Source organism: Pseudomonas sp. GR 6-02 (assembly GCF_001655615.1).
Taxonomy (GTDB): domain Bacteria; phylum Pseudomonadota; class Gammaproteobacteria; order Pseudomonadales; family Pseudomonadaceae; genus Aquipseudomonas.
On the sequence record NZ_CP011567.1, the window covers coordinates 4,452,008 to 4,469,944 of the forward strand.

Genomic DNA, 17,937 nt, shown 5'->3' on the forward strand with positions numbered 1-17,937 from the left:
TAGCGGAGGTACCGCTCGACCAGTGCAGGATGCCCGGAAGAGATGTTTTGAGACGTACAGCGCAGAGACACGTTATCACTCCATGAACAGCATTTGATGGCCCCTGGACCGCCGAAGATCAACTAGTCTCGGGCAAGGTAGCAACACCGACTCTGGTAACATTTCGCGAGGGTTTCAGACCGCCAACGACTTCTCTGCACACCCGGCAAGGGAAGACAATGCTGGCTGTTTCATATCGCCTAAACTTCAGACAGCAGATCACCAAAACCCCCTCCGAAGCGGCGATTCTACGAAATGCATCACATTTTGCAAAGCAAGGTGATGGATCATGCAGTTGCCTAATGCAAAAATCTATCGTTAAGTTCTTGATTCTAAATGGGAATTGAGCGATGCAAATTTCAAGTTTGGGTCCAGCCATCCGACGCTACCGCAAGGTCGCAGGGCTTACTCAGGCTGAACTCGGCGAAAAAACCGGTTTTGACCCCAAAACCATCAGCCGCTTCGAAACTGGCACCTATACCCCCAGCGTGGAAGCATTGTTCCTGCTTGCCGACGTGCTGGGTGTGAAGCTGAAAGCCTTTTTCGCAGATCTAGGCGACGAGGATGAACAGCGAGCGTACCTGTTCAACGTCATACACAAAGCCACCCCGAAGGATCTGGGAAAGCTGATCGCAGCGGTTGACCAGGCCTTGTCCAAGCCTTGATGCTAACAAATAAAAAAAGGAGGCCGACCTGTCGAACGCGACAGATCGGCCTCCTTTTATATATCCCGCTGTTTCATTCGGAAACGACGAAAAGCCGCCCTGGATGAGCTCCATGGCAGGGAAAGAAAAACAGTATTTTTAGATAGAAAACACGAGAGAGGGTTCGTGTTGCGTTATGGAGGCAACCCCACCAGCCACACCCCGGCACACAATGTTCCCGCTGTGGCTGCTTCCTTCCGGATCTGACCAGGTTCACGGGTAATCGTTGCGGGGGGACCGATGGGGTCACCATAACGACGCTCACCTGACGGCGAGCCGCGCCATTGTACCTATCTGAGACGAAGTTACAACCGTTCGGGCAGATTAAAAAACATGAGCCGCTTCAAGGACATGCGCCGGCCTTCAAAAGATCGCGACCAGGCCGCGGTCTTTTGATCCTATTGCACCAACACTTCATCCGCCCGGCCGCCCTCTTGCTGGATCACCAGGTGAATGAAGTGCAGCCTGGCGATCACCGCCGGCGGCAAGACGAACGGATAGAAGTCCGGCTGGCCCATACTGCGTGACAACTCGTTGAGCATGCCGGCCAGTTCGATCCACGCGTTGACGAACGACAGGAACGCCGGCCCGCCGGGATGTTGCGGGTCGAACAGCGTACTGGGTGGAAACGGCTGATAGTCGAACTCCATTTCCTGGGCACTCATGCCAAAACCCAGGGCGGTGTCCACCGCATCCATCATGTGCAGGTAGTGAGCCCAGGTTTCCGCCCAGTCTTCCCAAGGGTGCATGGTGGCGTAGGCGCTGACGTAATGTTGCTGCCAGTCGAGCGGCGCACCTTGTTGATAATGCTGCTCAAGAGCCTCGGCGTAGCTGGCACGCTCGTCGCCGAACAGGCCGCGGAACGGTTCCAGCCAGGCACTGTTGGCGATCAGTCGGTCCCAGTAGTAATGCCCTGTCTCGTGCCGAAAGTGACCGAGCAGCGTGCGATAGGGTTCGTGCATCTGCACGCGAACCTGCTCGCGGTGGGCGTCGTCGGCTTCTTTGATATCGAGGGTGATCAGGCCGTTGGCGTGCCCGGTGGTCGGCGGCTTGCCTTCGAGGTCGATACCGATGAAATCGAAGGCCAGACCAGCCCCTTCGTCCACCGTTTTGGGAATGACCTGCAAGCCCAGGCTGAGCAACTGCGCCACCAGGCGACGCTTGGCGGTTTCCACTTTGCGCCAGCGTTCGTGATTCTCGGGAATCGACAGGTCGGGGATGGTGCGATTCAGGCTACAGGCGATGCACAACCCATCGTGATGATTGGCCGGCAATAACCAGTTGCACGCAGCCGGGGAATCGAGATTGGCGCAACGGCGGAAAATACCGGCGTCAGGGTCGGCATCGAGCAACCAGGTATCCGCTTGCGGGCCGGGTTGCAGCGATGACAAGCGACTTTGCTGCGGCTGATAGCCCAGTGCCGCCGAACAGGCCAGGCACTGGCTGTTGCGAAAGAACAGCGACTGCCCGCAGCGACAATGCCAGACCTTGCTGTTGCGCGAACGCTCACCCATGAAGGGCGCGGCGATGCGTGAACTGAGCTGTTCGAAGAAGCGGTACATGGCGATCTCTCTTTGGGGACTGCCAAGACTAGATCATTGCTCAGACATGATCGTTCCCACGCTCTGCGTGGGAATGCCGCCCCGGACGCTCCGCGTCCGCTGTGACGCAGAGCGTCACGGGATGCGTTACCACGCAGAGCGTGGGAACGATCAGTTAAACCGAAATATTGTGCTTGCCAAGAAACTCGACAAACGCCTCTTCATCCAGCACTTTCAACCCCAGTTCATTGGCCTTGGCCAGCTTCGAACCTGCGCCCGGCCCGGCGACCACGCAATGGGTCTTGGCCGACACCGAACCGGCCACCTTGGCCCCGAGACTTTCAAGTTTGTCCTTGGCAACGTCGCGACTCATCAGTTCCAGCGAACCGGTCAGCACCCAGGTCTGCCCAGCCAGCGGCAATCCTTCGACGACTTTTTTCTCGCTCTGCCAATGCATGCCGAAATCGCTCAGCTGCTTTTCAGCGGACTCAGCGAGCTGACGATTTTCTGCGACCGCAAAAAACTCACGCACCGAGGTCGCCTGCTTTTCCGGCAACGCCTGACGCATGTCCAGCCAGTCAGCATTCATCACCGCTTCAAGCGAGCCGAATTTGTCGGCAAGCTTCTGCGCCCCGCCCGGCCCGACCGAAGGAATGTTCAGCTTGTCGAGAAAACCGCCAAGCGTGGTGCTTGCAGCGAATTCAGCCCCCAACGCCCCCTGATCCTGAATCTGCAGGCCGTGCTTCAACAGATTGGCAATCACCTGCTGGTTATGCGGGTCTTCAAAGAAGCTGTGAATTTCGTGAGCCACTTCCAGCCCGACATCCGGCAAGTACGTGAGTACTTGCGGCAATGCCTGCTGAACCCGCTCCAGCGAGCCGAGAGACCGTGCAAGCACCTTGGCCGTCTCTTCGCCGACATCAGGGATACCCAAGGCATAGATGAACCGCGCCAGGCTCGGGCGCTTGCTGTCTTCGATGGCGCCGAGCAGGTTCTTGCTCGACAGCTCGGCAAAGCCTTCGAGGTCGACGATTTGTTCGAAGGTCAATGCGTACAAATCGGCTGGCGAATTCACCAGACCTTCGTCCACCAATTGCTCGACACTCTTCTCGCCCAGCCCTTCGATGTCCATGGCCCGGCGTGAAACGAAGTGAATGATCGCCTGCTTGAGTTGCGCACCGCAGGCCAGACGGCCGACGCAGCGATACACCGCGCCTTCGCTGACGGTCTCGCGACCCTTGCTGCGCTTGACCAGTTGCGTACGCTCGACATGCGAACCGCAGACCGGGCAATGCTCGGGAATCTGTACCGGCCGTGCATCCTCAGGACGACGCTCGATGACCACTTGCACCACTTGCGGAATCACGTCACCGGCGCGACGGATGATCACGGTGTCGCCGATCATCAGCCCCAATCGCGCGACCTCATCCATGTTGTGCAACGTCGCATTGGCCACGGTAACACCGGCGACCTTGACCGGTTTCAAGCGTGCCACCGGCGTCACGGCACCGGTGCGACCGACCTGAAACTCCACATCGAGCAACTCGGTGAGCTCTTCCATCGCCGGGAATTTATGCGCGATGGCCCAACGCGGTTCGCGGGCACGGAAACCCAACTCGCGCTGGGAGGCAATGCTGTTGACCTTGAACACCACGCCGTCGATTTCATAGGGCAGCGCATTGCGGCGTTCGCCGATGTCGCGGTAGTAATCCAGGCACTCATCGATGCCACGAGCCGATTTCAATTCATGACTGATCGGCATACCCCAGGCTTTGAGTTGCTGCAGATTGCCAATGTGCGTGTCGGCGATATCGGCGGAAACCTGGCCGATGCCGTAGCAGCAGAATTCCAGCGGACGGTTGGCGGTGATCTTTGAATCCAGCTGCCGCAAGCTACCCGCCGCCGCGTTCCGCGGGTTGGCGAAGGTCTTGCCGCCCATTTCCAGTTGCGTGGCGTTGAGCCGCTCGAAACCGGCCTTGGACATGAACACTTCGCCGCGCACTTCCAGGGTCGCCGGCCAGCCGCTGCCATGCAGCTTGAGCGGGATATTGCGCACGGTGCGCACGTTGACGCTGATGTCTTCGCCCGTGGTGCCATCGCCGCGAGTGGCGCCGCGCACCAGCATGCCGTCCTGATACAGCAGGCTGACCGCCAGGCCATCGAGCTTGGGTTCGCAGCTGTACTCCACCGCTGCGCCGCCACCGAACAGGTCGCCGACCGGCAAGTCCAGACCTTCCGTCACCCGGCGATCGAATTCGCGCATGTCGGTTTCTTCGAAGGCGTTGCCAAGGCTGAGCATCGGCACTTCATGACGCACCTGAGTGAACGCCGACAGCGCCGCACTGCCGACGCGCTGGGTCGGCGAGTCGCTGGTGATCAGTTCGGGATGGGCCGCTTCGAGCGCCTTGAGTTCATGGAACAAGCGATCGTATTCGGCGTCCGGAATGCTCGGCTCATCCAGCACATGGTAGCGATAGTTGTGCTGATCGAGCTCGGCGCGCAGCTCTAGAATGCGGGTTTCGGCGGCAGTCATGGGTGTTCTCTCATAAAGCAAAAGAGCAGCCGAGGCTGCTCAATCTTTTAAATACGGTAGCGCAAAGCTGTGGACACTGTGGCGAGGGAGCTTGCTCCCGCTCGGCGGCGAAGCCGTCGTAAATCCAGTGAATGCGGTGTATCTGGATGGGGCTGCTTCGCGGCCCAGCGGGAGCAAGCTCCCTCGCCACAGAAGCCTGCCCCAGTCATTCGTTTAGCGCTTCTGGGTCAATGCGCGGCGTTCGAACTCGACGATGCGCTGACGGTAGTGCTCAATCGTCTGGGCGGTCAGCACGCTGCGCTGGTCGTCCTTCAGTTCGCCGTTCAGCTCCTGGGACAGCTTGCGTGCCGCCGCCACCATCACGTCGAAGGCTTGCTTCGGATGACGCGGGCCTGGCAGACCGAGGAAGAAGCTCACCGCCGGGGTGCTGAAGTGGTCGATATCATCCAGATCGAAAACGCCCGGCTTGACCGCGTTGGCCATCGAGAACAGCACTTCGCCGTTACCGGCCATGCTTTCGTGGCGGTGGAAAATGTCCATCTCGCCGAAACGCAGACCGCTTTCCAGAATGTTCTGCAACAGCGCCGGGCCCTTGAAGCCGGCCGGGTCGCGGCAGATCACACTGATCACCAGCACTTCTTCGGCTTGTGGCTGATCTTTTTCAGGTGAGCTGGCGGACTTGCGGTCATCCGGGAAATCGTTGTCACGGCTGCTGAAGCTCGGGCCACCGTCCAGGTCCAGGCTGAGGTTCATATCGCCTTGCGACGGCTCGCCATGGCCACGCTTGCCGCGCTTGGAACCCGATTCGCGCGGTTCACGGGCAGGCATGCTCACCGACGGCAAGTCGTGCTCGTCCAGTTGCGGTTCTTTCTGGGTGTCCAGCACGCGGGGCGGGCCCAACAGCTCGGCGCTGGTGTCCTCGTCCGGCAGGTTGGACAGACTTCGGTCAAGACGGAATTTCAGTTTTCCCTTGCCGCCGCGCATGCGACGCCAGCCATCGAAAAGAATACCGGCAATGACAATAATGCCGATGACGATCAGCCACTCGCGCAGACCGATTTCCATGTAATCCCGTGCCTCTATAAAAAATGCTGAAAAATAAGGGGTTTACATTGTGTAAACCGCTTTAAAACGTGGCGCCAACTCTATGTTCTGACAGGCGTTTTGCCCACGTATACGAAAAATTGACATTAAACTAGCACGACCAAAGATAACTTTACACCGTCTGTCACAATGGCTTGCGCGAATATGTCGATTGGCCAGCAAGTCAAGCCAGGTAAAAAAGCCCTACAGCTTAAAATTACCTGTCCTACATGCAATGACTCAGGCGTCCACCATGGCCATCGCCTCCTCCACATCCACTGCCACCAGACGCGAGCAACCCGGTTCATGCATCGTCACCCCCATCAATTGATCGGCCATTTCCATGGCGATCTTGTTGTGGGTGATATAGATGAACTGCACCGTCTGCGACATCTCTTTGACCAGCCGTGCGTAGCGTCCAACGTTAGCGTCATCCAATGGCGCGTCAACTTCATCGAGCATGCAGAACGGCGCCGGATTCAACTTGAAGATGGCAAATACCAGGGCCAATGCGGTCAGGGCTTTTTCGCCACCGGAGAGCAAATGGATGGTGCTGTTCTTCTTTCCTGGCGGCCGCGCCATGATCGTTACCCCTGTATCGAGTAGATCTTCGCCCGTCAGTTCCAAATAGGCGCTGCCTCCACCGAAAACTTTTGGGAAAAGGGCCTGTAAACCGCCATTGATCTGATCAAAGGTATCTTTGAAGCGGTTTCGGGTTTCCTTGTCGATCTTGCGAATCACGTTCTCGAGAGTGTCCAGTGCTTCCACCAGATCGTCGTTCTGGGCATCCAGATAACGTTTACGCTCGGATTGTTGCTGGTATTCGTCGATGGCCGCGAGGTTGATCGCGCCGAGGCGCTGAATCCGCGCGGCAATACGCTCGAGTTCTTCTTCGGCGTCTTTCTCGCTGGCCCCGGCCACCAGTGTGGCGAGCACGCCATTGAGATCGTAGCCATCTTCGAGCAATTGATCCTGCAAGGTCTTGCGCCGCACCGTCAACGCTTGCCATTCCATGCGTTGCTGTTCAAGCTGGCTGCGAATCAACTGGGATTGCTGCTCGGCCTGAGTCCGGCGCTTTTCAGCATCGCGCAGTTCACGGTCGGCGTCTTCCATGGCGATTTGCGCGGTCTTGAGCTCTTCGTCGACGGTCATGCGTTTGTCGAGCAACTCTTCGAGCTTCAGCCGCAGCTCTTCCAGCGGTGCCTCGCCCTCTTCCAGATTGAGGCTCAGCTGTTCGCGCTTCTCGGTCAGGCGCTCTGCCTGCATTTCCAGCCGCTCAAGGGCCTGACGGGTGGAATCGTGTTGCGCCTTCAACGACCCCAGGCGCACCGCCAATTGATGCGCATGGTCCTTGTGCTGCCGGGCTTCCTGGCGCACCCGGTCGAGGCGTTCGCGCAGGCTGTCGCGCTGGGCCAGCAGCAACTCGCGCTGCTCGGTATCCACCGCCATGCTGTCGAGGGCTTCCTGCAATTGCAGGCGCGCTTCGCCGATGTTTTCGTGTTCCAGGGCGCGCTGCTCGCCGAGCTCGGTGAGTTCTTCATCGAGACGGCTGCGGCGCAGGGTCAACTGTTCGACCTTGGCTTTACCAGCCGACAACTGGGCTTTCAATTCGCCCTGCTGACGCGCTTCGTCTTGCAGCAGACGGCGCAAATGTTCGCGGCCGTTTTCCTGCTGACGCTGTTGCGCCCTGAGATTCTGAAGTTGGGTTTCCAGAGTTTCAACCGTGGCTTCGCGTTCTTCACGCTCCAGGCCCAGCCGTTGGATTTCCTGGCCACGGGCGAGTACGCCGCTTTCTGCCTCGCTAGCCCGACGTACGCGTAAAAAGTGCCTGCCAACCCAGTAGCCGTCGCGGCTGATCAGGCTTTGGCCGGCAGCCAATTGCCCGCGCAAGGCCAAGGCCTGTTCAAGGCTGTCGACCGGTTTGACCTGCCCCAGCCAAGGCGACAGGTCGATCTGCGCCTCGACCTTGTCGAGCAAACTGCCGGGCATGCGCACGCCATCGCTGGCCGGGCTGAGCAGGCGCAGATCGCCTTGGGCGAACCCGGCCAGATCGAAATCACCGAAGTCGTCCACCAGCACTGCTTGCAGGTCGGCACCGAGTACGGTTTCCACCGCCAGCTCCCACCCGGCCTCAACCTTCAGACCTTCGGCCAGACGCGGACGATCCGCCAGGTGCTGTTCGCGCAGCCATTCGGCGGTGCCGGTGCCCGGATCGAGCGCGGCTTGCTGCAAGGCTTCCAGCGAGGCCAGCCGACCGTTGAGCCGCTGCAAATCACCTTGGGCTTGCTGCTGCGCCGACAACGCTTGCTGCAACTCCTGACGCAGTTGCTCAAGACGTTCGACTTGCGCCTCTTCACTGGCCTGCAAGTCTTCCAGCGTCGCCTCGGACGCGGCCAACTGCTCGCTGAGCTCCATGATCGCCGCGTCTTCCGGGTCCGCCGAAAGCAGCGCGCGCTCTTCGGCCAGACGCTTCTGACGATCGGCCAATCGCTCCATGCTGGTTTCCAGCTGCTGGATCCGCGACTGCTGAACTTCAGCCTGGCGACGCGGCTCGGCGGCGGTGAGGTTGAAGGTGTCCCACTGCTCCTGCCAGCCATGCATGGTGGTTTCGGATTCTTCCAGTGCGGCGGCGGCCTCTTCGGCGGCGGCGCTGGTGACTTCCTGTTCCGGCGTGAGCATGTCCAGCTCTTCACCCAGGGTCAGCAGCAAGGTGCGATCGTGGCCCAGGTGAGACTCGGTTTCCAGCCGCGCGCGCTCGGCTTCTTTCAGGTCATCCTGCAATTGACGCAAGCGCTGCTGACCGTGCTGGATGCTCTGCTCGACCCGAGCGATGTCGCCGCCGACCGAATAGAAGCGCCCCTGCACCAGATTGAAGCGCTCGGACAGGTCGTGATGCCCGTCACGCAGGCGTTCAATGGCCGCGTCGGCATTGCGCTGCTCGGCCACCAGAGCTTCGAAGGTGATTTCCTGGGTGCCGATGATCGCTTCGCGCTGGCCGACCTGCTCGTTCAGCGCCTGCCAGCGCAGGGCTGACAACTGGGCCTTGAGCTGACGCTCTTCGCCCTTGTATTCCTGATACTTCTTGGCGGCCTCGGCCTGGCGGTGCAAGCGTTCAAGCTGACGCTCGAGCTCTTCGCGCAGGTCGGTCAGGCGGGCCAGGTTTTCGTGGGTGCGGCGGATGCGGTTTTCGGTTTCGCGTCGACGCTCCTTGTACTTGGAGATGCCCGCCGCTTCTTCGATAAAGTTGCGCAGGTCTTCCGGCTTGGCTTCGATCAGCTTGGAGATCATCCCCTGCTCGATGATCGAATAGCTGCGCGGGCCGAGACCGGTGCCGAGGAAAATGTCAGTGATGTCACGACGACGGCATTTGGCGCCGTTGAGGAAATAACTGTTCTGGCTGTCGCGGGTCACTTTGCGGCGGATGGAAATTTCCGCGTAGGCGGCGTATTCGCCGATCAAGGTGCCATCGGAGTTATCGAACACCAGCTCGATGCTCGCCTGGCTCACCGGTTTACGGCTGGTGGAGCCGTTGAAGATGACGTCGGTCATCGACTCGCCGCGCAAGTTCTTGGCCGAGCTCTCGCCCATCACCCAACGCACGGCGTCGATGATGTTCGACTTGCCACAGCCATTGGGACCGACCACCGCCGCCATGTTACTGGGGAAGTTCACCGTGGTCGGGTCGACGAAGGATTTGAACCCCGCCAGTTTGATGCACTTGAGCCGCACGCTTAAGCGACCGTCAAGGCAGAAACCACCAGATCGCAACTGCGCTGGGCATACGCCGTCAGCACCACGCGGATCTGCGCAAAGTCACGGGCCAGCACGGCGGCCAGCAGGCGTTCGAACAGTTCCAGGAACTCGCTCATCGAGGCCTTGCGCTGCTCCAACGCCAGGAAATACGCACGGCTCATGGCCGGCTGCAGATTCTCGACGGTTTCCTGCAAGTACGGGTTGTTGGCGAACGGATACGCGGCACGCATCACGCTGAAGCTGTCGTCGACGAACGTGCGGATGTCCTGGCGTTCGTAGCTGGCGGTCAGGCGCTGCTGGATCTGCAGAAATGGCGCCATGTCGGCCTGGACTTGCCAACCGCTGGCCACGGCGTTGCCGAGCAATATGTACAACTCGCTCATCAGCGTGCACAGGCTCTGCACCTTGTGCGCCGTCAGTTCAGTCACGTGGGCGCCACGTCGCGGTAAAATCGCGATCAAGTGGCGGCGCTCGAGGATCAGCAAGGCCTCACGGACTGAACCGCGGCTGACATTGAGGGCCAGCGTGACCTTCTGTTCCTGGATGCGCTCCCCCGGCTTCATTTCGCCGCGAATGATACGTTCGGCGAGGTGGTGAGCGATTTGCTCGGCGAGGCTGTCCGGCGCCTTGAACGTCATGGTTGTCCTTCAAACTCTTCGATCTGCACAAGCGGCGCAGTGTAGCGCAATTGATGGGTCATGGCGGAGTGCCCACCCAGCGGTTTTTGGCACGATTCAAGCAAAAAGCAGGCTATCCCGTGAGGGTCAATAATGAAGGAACGAGTCGTTGATCGACAAAATGCCATTTCCTGACCTTTAAGTCAGAAAATCATTGACCGAAAAGTCAGACCTGATAAATTCGGCTCATGTCGGTTAACAACAATAATGAGTTTGCGAGGCCATCCGTGATCCAGTTTTTATTAAACCAGGAACTCCGTAGCGAGCACGCCCTGGACCCGAACCTGACCGTGCTCAATTACTTGCGCGAACATGTGGGCAAACCCGGCACCAAAGAAGGCTGCGCCAGCGGTGACTGTGGCGCCTGCACCGTGGTGGTCGGCGAGTTGCAGACGGATGACGATGGCCGCGAACACATTCGCTATCGCAGCCTCAACTCGTGCCTGACCTTTGTTTCGTCGCTGCACGGCAAGCAACTGATCAGCGTCGAAGACCTCAAGCACCAAGGCCAACTGCACAGCGTGCAAAAAGCCATGGTCGAGTGCCACGGCTCGCAGTGCGGCTTCTGCACCCCGGGCTTTGTCATGTCGTTGTTCGCCCTGCAAAAGAACAGCGATCAACCGGACTCCCACAAGGCCCATGAAGCGCTGGCCGGCAACCTCTGCCGCTGTACCGGTTATCGGCCGATCCTGGCCGCCGCCGAGCAATCCTGCTGCGACAAGCAACCGGACCAGTTCGATGCTCGCGAAGCGCAAACCATCGCTCGCCTGAAAGCCATCGCCCCCACCGACATCGGTGAACTCAACAGTGGCGACAAACGTTGCCTGGTGCCCTTGACCGTGGCCGATCTGGCCGACCTCTACGACGCTTATCCACAGGCCCGCCTGCTGGCCGGCGGTACCGACCTTGCGCTGGAAGTCACGCAATTCCACCGCACCTTGCCGGTGATGATCTACGTCGGCAACGTCGCTGAAATGAAACGCATCGAGCGCTTCGACGATCGCCTGGAAATCGGCGCCGCCACCGCCCTCTCCGACTGTTACGACGCTTTGAAGGCCGAGTACCCGGACTTCGGCGAATTGCTGCAGCGCTTCGCTTCGTTGCAGATTCGCAACCAGGGCACCCTCGGCGGCAATATCGGCAACGCCTCGCCGATCGGTGACTCGCCACCGCTGCTGATCGCCCTTGGCGCGAAGATCGTGCTGTGCAAAGGCGAGGCTCGCCGCACCCTGGCCCTGGAAGATTACTTCATCGATTACCGGGTCACCGCGCGCCAGGAAAGCGAGTTCATCGAGAAGATCATCGTGCCCCGCGCCAGCGCTGAACAACTGTTCCGCGCCTACAAGGTGTCAAAGCGTCTGGACGACGACATTTCCGCAGTCTGCGCAGCCTTCAACCTGCGCATCGACAATGGCGTAGTCACCGACGCCCGCGTTGCTTTCGGCGGCATGGCGGCCATCCCGAAACGTGCGAAAAACTGCGAAGCCGCGCTGGTTGGCGCACCGTTCAACAACGCCACCATTGAACGCGCCTGCGCCGCACTGGCCGAAGATTTCACACCGCTCTCGGACTTCCGCGCCAGCAAGGAATACCGCCTGCTCAGCGCGCAGAACCTGCTGCGCAAATACTTCATCGAACTGCAAACACCGCACATCGAGACTCGGGTGACCGCTTATGTCTAATCATCACGCCGTAGAGAAGACCCAAGCCGAACTGGCTGAATTGTTCGCCAAGGACCTGACCACCGGCGTCGGCCGCAGCGTCAAGCACGACAGCGCCGCCAAGCATGTGTCCGGTGAAGCGCAGTACATCGACGATCGGCTGGAATTCCCCAATCAGCTGCACGTTTACGCACGGCTGTCGGACCGCGCCCACGCGAAAATCATCAGCATCGACACTAAGCCCTGCTATGCCTTTGAAGGTGTGCGAATCGCCATCACCCACGAAGACGTGCCGGGCCTGAAAGACATCGGCCCGCTGTTACCGGGCGATCCGCTGCTGGCCATCGATGACGTGCAGTTCGTCGGTCAACCGGTGCTCGCCGTCGCCGCGAAAGACCTGGAAACCGCGCGCAAAGCCGCGATGGCGGCGATCATCGAATACGAAGACCTCGAACCGGTTCTGGACGTGGTCGAAGCCCTGCGCAAACGCCATTTCGTGCTCGACAGCCACACCCACCAGCGTGGCGATTCGGCCAATGCCCTGGCCACTGCAGAGCATCGCATCCAGGGCACGCTGCACATCGGCGGCCAGGAACACTTTTATCTGGAAACCCAGATCTCCTCGGTGATGCCGACTGAAGACGGCGGGATGATCGTTTACTGCTCGACCCAGAACCCCACCGAAGTGCAGAAACTGGTGGCCGAAGTGCTGAACGTGTCGATGAACAAGATCGTCGTCGACATGCGCCGCATGGGCGGTGGTTTCGGCGGCAAGGAAACCCAGGCGGCAAGCCCGGCGTGCCTGTGCGCGGTGATCGCGCACCTGACCGGTCAACCCACAAAAATGCGCCTGCCGCGTGTCGAAGACATGCTGATGACCGGCAAGCGTCACCCGTTCTACGTCGAGTACGACGTGGGCTTCGACAGCACCGGCCGCCTGCACGGCATCGCCCTGGAGCTGGCCGGTAACTGCGGTTGCTCACCGGATTTGTCGGCGTCGATTGTCGACCGCGCGATGTTCCATGCCGACAACTCGTACTACCTGGGCGATGCGACCATCAATGGTCACCGCTGCAAGACCAATACCGCGTCGAACACCGCTTACCGTGGCTTCGGTGGCCCGCAAGGCATGGTTGCGATCGAAGAAGTGATGGACGCCATAGCCCGTCATCTGGCCCTCGATCCGCTGGCGGTGCGCAAGGCCAACTACTACGGCAAGACCGAGCGCAACGTCACCCATTACTACCAGACCGTCGAGCACAACATGCTCGAGGAAATGACCGCCGAACTGGAAGCCAGCAGCCAGTACGCCGAGCGTCGCGAAGCGATTCGTCGCTACAACGCCAACAGCCCGATCCTGAAAAAAGGCCTGGCGCTGACCCCGGTGAAATTCGGTATCTCCTTCACCGCCAGTTTCCTCAACCAGGCCGGTGCGCTGGTGCATGTCTACACCGACGGCAGCATCCACCTGAACCACGGCGGCACCGAGATGGGCCAGGGCCTGAACACCAAGGTTGCACAAGTGGTGGCTGAAGTATTCCAGGTGGAAATGGACCGGGTGCAGATCACCGCGACCAACACCGACAAAGTGCCGAACACCTCGCCGACCGCCGCTTCCAGCGGCGCCGACCTCAACGGTAAAGCCGCACAGAATGCCGCGGAAATCATCAAGAAACGCCTGGTGGAATTTGCTGCGCGGCAATACAAGGTCAGCGAAGAAGACGTGGAATTCCACAACGGTCATGTGCGGGTTCGCGATCACATCCTGACGTTCGAAGCGCTGATCCAGCAGGCGTATTTCGCCCAGGTGTCGTTGTCGAGCACTGGCTTCTACAAGACTCCGAAAATCTACTACGACCGCAGTCAGGCTCGCGGTCGGCCGTTCTACTACTACGCCTTCGGCGCGGCCTGCGCCGAGGTGATCGTCGACACCCTGACGGGCGAGTACAAGATGCTGCGCACCGACATCCTCCACGACGTCGGCGCCTCGTTGAACCCGGCCATCGACATCGGTCAGGTCGAGGGCGGTTTCATCCAGGGCATGGGCTGGCTGACCATGGAAGAACTGGTGTGGAACGACAAAGGCAAACTGATGACCAACGGCCCGGCCAGCTACAAGATCCCGGCCGTGGCGGACATGCCGTTGGACCTGCGGGTGAAGCTGGTGGAAAACCGCAAGAACCCGGAAGACACGGTGTTCCATTCCAAGGCTGTGGGTGAGCCGCCGTTCATGCTTGGCATCGCCGTCTGGTGCGCGATCAAGGACGCCGTGGCGAGTTTGGGCGACTACCGGCATCAACCGAAAATCGACGCGCCGGCGACGCCGGAGCGGGTGTTGTGGGGCTGTGAGCAGATGCGTCAGTTGAAGGCGGTGAAGGCCGTCGAAACTGAGTCGGAAGTAGTGGTTTGATCGTTCCCACGCTCTGCGTGGGAATACAGCCCGCGACGCTCTGCGTCGCATTGTGAACAGCGGACGCGGAGCGTCCAGAGATGCATTCCCACGCCGAGCGTGGGAACGATCTTGAGAGGTGAACATGTATAACTGGATCGACGCCCTCGCCGACCTGCAAAACCGGGGTGAACCCTGTGTGTTGGTGACCATCATCGAAGAGCTCGGCTCGACGCCGCGCAATGCCGGCTCCAAGATGGTCATCAGCGCCACGCAAACGTTCGACACCATTGGTGGCGGGCATCTGGAATACAAGGCCATGCAGATCGGCCGCGAGATGCTTGCCAGCGGCCGGCAGGACACCCATCTGGAGCGCTTCAGCCTCGGCGCCAGCCTGGGCCAGTGCTGCGGCGGCGTGACCGTGCTGCTGTTCGAACCGATGGGCCAGGTGCAAGCGCAGATTGCTGTATTCGGCGCCGGACACGTCGGTCGGGCGCTGGTGCCGCTGCTCGCCAGCCTGCCCTGCCGGGTGCGCTGGATCGATTCGCGGGAAGCCGAATTCCCCGAACAGATCCCCCACGGTGTGCGCAAAATCGTCACCGAAGAACCGCTGGATGAAGTCGATGACCTGCCCGCTGGCAGCTACTGCATTGTCATGACTCACAACCACCAGCTCGACCTCGAACTCACCGCCGCGATCCTCAAGCGCAACGACTTCGCCTACTTCGGCCTGATCGGTTCGAAAACCAAACGGGTGAAATTCGAACACCGCCTGCGTGATCGTGGTTTCGACAGCGCCGTGCTGCAACGCATGCGCTGCCCGATGGGGCTGGGCGAAGTCAAAGGCAAGTTACCTGTGGAAATCGCCATCTCCATCGCCGGCGAAATCATCGCCACCTATAACGCGAATTTCGGCCAGCACACCGCCAGCGCCGGATCATCGATCGCCAAACTGCTGCCTGCTTCGCGCCGCAGCCAAGCTTCTAACTGAAGAGCTTCGAACTGAAAAGCCTCGAATTGAAAAGCTTCGAACCAATTGAGAACCCAAGCCAATGACTCGCAAAGCCTACCGCGCCGCCATTCTGCACAGCATCGCCGACCCTGCCGAAGTGGGTATCGAAGCCTCGTATGAGTATTTCGAAGACGGCCTGCTGGTGGTCGAGAACGGCCAGATCAACGCCATCGGCCACGCCAGCGAATTGCTGCCAACGCTGCCGGCTGACATCGAGATCACCCATTATCAGGACGCACTGATCACTCCCGGCTTCATCGACACCCATATTCACCTGCCGCAAACCGGCATGGTCGGCGCCTACGGCGAGCAACTGCTGGACTGGCTGAACACCTACACCTTCCCGTGCGAAAGCCAGTTCGCCGACAAGGCTCACGCTGACGAAGTGGCGGATATTTTCATCAAGGAACTGCTGCGCAACGGCACCACCACCGCCCTGGTCTTCGGCAGCGTGCATCCGCAATCGGTGAACTCGTTTTTCGAGGCTGCCGAGCAACTGGATCTGCGGATGATCGCCGGCAAGGTGATGATGGATCGCAACGCGCCGGACTACCTGACTGACACTGCCGAATCGAGCTACGTCGAAAGCAAGGCGCTGATCGAACGCTGGCACGGCAAGGGCCGCCTGCATTACGCCGTCACCCCGCGCTTCGCCCCGACCAGCACCCCGGAGCAACTGACCCTCGCCGGCCAGTTGCTCAGCGAATACCCGGATCTGTACATGCAGACCCACATCAGCGAAAACCTCAAGGAAGTCGAGTGGGTCAAGGAACTGTTCCCGGAGCGCAAGGGCTACCTGGACGTCTACGATCACTACCAACTGCTCGGCGAGCGCTCGGTGTTCGCCCACGGCGTGCACCTGTGCGACGACGAATGCGCGCGCCTGGCGCAGACCGGATCGGCGATTGCGTTCTGCCCGACCTCGAACTTCTTCCTCGGCAGCGGCTTGTTCAACCTGCCGATGGCCGAGAAGCACAAACTGAATGTCGGACTGGGCACGGACGTCGGCGGCGGCACCAGTTTCTCGCTGCTGCAAACCCTGAACGAAGCGTACAAGGTCATGCAGCTGCAAGGCGCACGGCTGAGCCCGTTCAAGTCGCTTTACCTCGCCACCCTCGGCGGTGCCCGCGCGCTGCGCCTGGAAGACAAGATCGGCACCCTGCAACCGGGCACCGACGCGGACTTCCTGGTGCTGGACTACAACGCGACGCCGCTGCTGAGCTATCGCCTGAAGCAGGCCAATAACATAGCCGAGACGTTGTTTGTGTTGATGACGCTGGGGGATGATCGGACTGTGCTGCAGACGTACGCGGCGGGGCATCTGGTGCATCAGCGTTAAGGTTTTTCGGGCATAAAAAATCCCCCGCATTCATTGATTGCGGGGGATTTTTTTGTCGCCTGTCAGACCGCTATCGCGACTCGGCCCGATTTATAGCTTGGCAGTCGAACGCCCCGGTTTCTTGGTCTGCAACAGATGCGAGAACACCGCATGCAAATCATCCGACGCGCTTTCTTCGTCGAGGTTGAGTTTGCTGTCGATGTGGTCCATGTGATGCATCATCAAATCCACCGCCAGCGTCGCGTCCCGCGCTTCGATGGCGTCGATCAGCTGGGTGTGTTCATCGTAGGAACAGTGGGAACGGTTGCCGCTCTCATACTGGGCGATGATCAGCGATGTCTGGGACACCAGGCTGCGCTGGAAGCTGATCAGCGGCGCGTTCTTCGCCGCCTCGGCCAGTTTCAAGTGAAACTCGCCCGACAGACGAATACCGGCACCGCGATCGCCACGGGAGAAGCTGTCGCGCTCGTCGTTGACCATCTGCCGCAAGTCGGCAATCTGCTCGGCAGTGGCGTGCTGCACCGCCAACTCAGTGATCGCCCGCTCCACCAGCCGCCGCGCCATGAACACCTGGCGAGCCTCCTCGACACTCGGGCTGGCAACGACAGCGCCGCGATTCGGACGCAGCAACACCACGCCTTCATGGGCCAGACGCGACAGCGCGCGGCGAATGATGGTGCGGCTGACCCCGAAAATTTCCCCCAGCGCTTCTTCGCTCAACTTGGTGCCGGGCGCCAGACGCTGTTCGAGGATGGCCTCGAAGATATGCGCGTAGACAATATCGTCCTGGGTACCGCTGCGGCCGGCTTTGCCTGCTCGCGGTTGTTTCTTGAGGGGTTGCAACTGTTCGTTCATGGGCACTCGAGTCGGGAGAACTGCGGCGAATTGACCGTGACTGTAATACGGCACAGTGGGTCACTGGCAAGTATCGCGTAAAAAACACTGCAATTGTACACAATGGCGGGTGGCAACACGACTGTACGGCTGTTTGTCGCCTTTGCTGTATCGCAACGCCCGGTTACGTTTCAGTTTAGGCTTGAACGCGCAAACCTGTGGGCGGGAACTGAAGTGAAGAGACCATTGTGGCGAGGGAGCTTGCTCCCGCTCGGCGGCGAAGCCGTCGTTGATGCTGCTAACGCGCTTCATCTATCTGAGCGCATTGGATTGTTTGGGGGGCCGCTTCGCAGCCCAGCGGGAGCAAGCTCC

11 protein-coding genes and 1 other RNA gene are annotated in these 17,937 nt (G+C 60.0%); 5 read left to right on the forward strand and 7 right to left on the reverse strand.

Going from position 1 to position 17,937, the window contains the following annotated elements; all coding sequences use genetic code 11:
• The first annotated feature begins 389 nt into the window (after window positions 1-389).
• On the forward strand, window positions 390-704 hold the full coding sequence (locus tag PGR6_RS19475; protein WP_018925286.1) for a helix-turn-helix domain-containing protein: 315 nt from the start codon (window positions 390-392) through the stop codon (window positions 702-704).
• Between the two features lie 185 nt (window positions 705-889).
• On the opposite strand, the gene ffs is transcribed toward PGR6_RS19475, so the two are convergent.
• The 6 genes from ffs to PGR6_RS19505 form a co-directional block, all read right to left on the reverse strand.
• Window positions 890-986: signal recognition particle sRNA small type (gene ffs, locus PGR6_RS19480), an RNA gene on the reverse strand.
• Window positions 987-1,141: 155 nt separating this feature from the next.
• Window positions 1,142-2,305 carry a zinc-binding metallopeptidase family protein gene (locus PGR6_RS19485; protein ID WP_064619144.1) on the reverse strand — a complete coding sequence of 388 codons (1,164 nt, stop codon included), beginning with the start codon at window positions 2,303-2,305 and terminating at the stop codon, window positions 1,142-1,144.
• Between the two features lie 154 nt (window positions 2,306-2,459).
• A complete protein-coding gene (gene ligA, locus PGR6_RS19490; RefSeq protein ID WP_064619148.1) occupies window positions 2,460-4,817 on the reverse strand; it encodes an NAD-dependent DNA ligase LigA in 2,358 nt (785 codons plus the stop codon).
• A gap of 213 nt (window positions 4,818-5,030) precedes the next feature.
• Entirely contained in the window at window positions 5,031-5,882 is an 852-nt protein-coding gene (zipA, locus tag PGR6_RS19495) for a cell division protein ZipA (RefSeq protein WP_018925283.1), read from the reverse strand.
• 258 nt (window positions 5,883-6,140) lie between these two features.
• The gene (smc, locus tag PGR6_RS19500) at window positions 6,141-9,629 is read right to left on the reverse strand and encodes a chromosome segregation protein SMC (protein WP_064619151.1); all 3,489 of its coding nucleotides are present in this window, start codon (window positions 9,627-9,629) and stop codon (window positions 6,141-6,143) included.
• 2 nt (window positions 9,630-9,631) lie between these two features.
• Complete coding sequence (locus PGR6_RS19505) at window positions 9,632-10,291, reverse strand: GntR family transcriptional regulator (protein WP_064619154.1); 660 nt, start codon at window positions 10,289-10,291, stop codon at window positions 9,632-9,634.
• A 266-nt stretch (window positions 10,292-10,557) separates the two neighbouring features.
• Here PGR6_RS19505 and xdhA point away from each other — a divergent pair, with 266 nt between their 5' ends.
• The 4 genes from xdhA to guaD all read left to right on the forward strand — a co-directional run bounded on the left by xdhA (window position 10,558) and on the right by guaD (window position 16,731).
• Entirely contained in the window at window positions 10,558-12,012 is a 1,455-nt protein-coding gene (gene xdhA / locus PGR6_RS19510) for a xanthine dehydrogenase small subunit (RefSeq protein WP_064619157.1), read from the forward strand.
• A complete protein-coding gene (gene xdhB / locus PGR6_RS19515) occupies window positions 12,005-14,401 on the forward strand; it encodes a xanthine dehydrogenase molybdopterin binding subunit (protein ID WP_064619159.1) in 2,397 nt (798 codons plus the stop codon). Before xdhA ends, xdhB begins: the two co-directional genes overlap by 8 nt.
• Window positions 14,402-14,525: 124 nt before the next feature.
• A complete protein-coding gene (gene xdhC / locus PGR6_RS19520; protein WP_019579882.1) occupies window positions 14,526-15,371 on the forward strand; it encodes a xanthine dehydrogenase accessory protein XdhC in 846 nt (281 codons plus the stop codon).
• A gap of 61 nt (window positions 15,372-15,432) precedes the next feature.
• Window positions 15,433-16,731, forward strand: a complete 1,299-nt coding sequence (guaD, locus tag PGR6_RS19525) for a guanine deaminase (protein WP_064619162.1) — start codon at window positions 15,433-15,435, stop codon at window positions 16,729-16,731.
• 90 nt (window positions 16,732-16,821) lie between these two features.
• On the opposite strand, the gene PGR6_RS19530 is transcribed toward guaD, so the two are convergent.
• Window positions 16,822-17,586, reverse strand: a complete 765-nt coding sequence (locus PGR6_RS19530; protein WP_007941070.1) for a GntR family transcriptional regulator — start codon at window positions 17,584-17,586, stop codon at window positions 16,822-16,824.
• Between the last annotated feature and the right edge of the window lie 351 nt (window positions 17,587-17,937).

What these genes read in the sequence shown, in the direction of transcription:
- PGR6_RS19475 (WP_018925286.1), top strand. Translation starts at nt 390, where the DNA reads ATGCAAATTTCAAGTTTGGGTCCAGCCATCCGACGCTACCGCAAGGTC.
- PGR6_RS19485 (WP_064619144.1), bottom strand. Translation starts at nt 2,305, where the DNA reads ATGTACCGCTTCTTCGAACAGCTCAGTTCACGCATCGCCGCGCCCTTC.
- ligA (WP_064619148.1), bottom strand. Translation starts at nt 4,817, where the DNA reads ATGACTGCCGCCGAAACCCGCATTCTAGAGCTGCGCGCCGAGCTCGAT.
- zipA (WP_018925283.1), bottom strand. Translation starts at nt 5,882, where the DNA reads ATGGAAATCGGTCTGCGCGAGTGGCTGATCGTCATCGGCATTATTGTC.
- PGR6_RS19505 (WP_064619154.1), bottom strand. Translation starts at nt 10,291, where the DNA reads ATGACGTTCAAGGCGCCGGACAGCCTCGCCGAGCAAATCGCTCACCAC.
- xdhB (WP_064619159.1), top strand. Translation starts at nt 12,005, where the DNA reads ATGTCTAATCATCACGCCGTAGAGAAGACCCAAGCCGAACTGGCTGAA.
- xdhC (WP_019579882.1), top strand. Translation starts at nt 14,526, where the DNA reads ATGTATAACTGGATCGACGCCCTCGCCGACCTGCAAAACCGGGGTGAA.
- guaD (WP_064619162.1), top strand. Translation starts at nt 15,433, where the DNA reads ATGACTCGCAAAGCCTACCGCGCCGCCATTCTGCACAGCATCGCCGAC.
- PGR6_RS19530 (WP_007941070.1), bottom strand. Translation starts at nt 17,586, where the DNA reads ATGAACGAACAGTTGCAACCCCTCAAGAAACAACCGCGAGCAGGCAAA.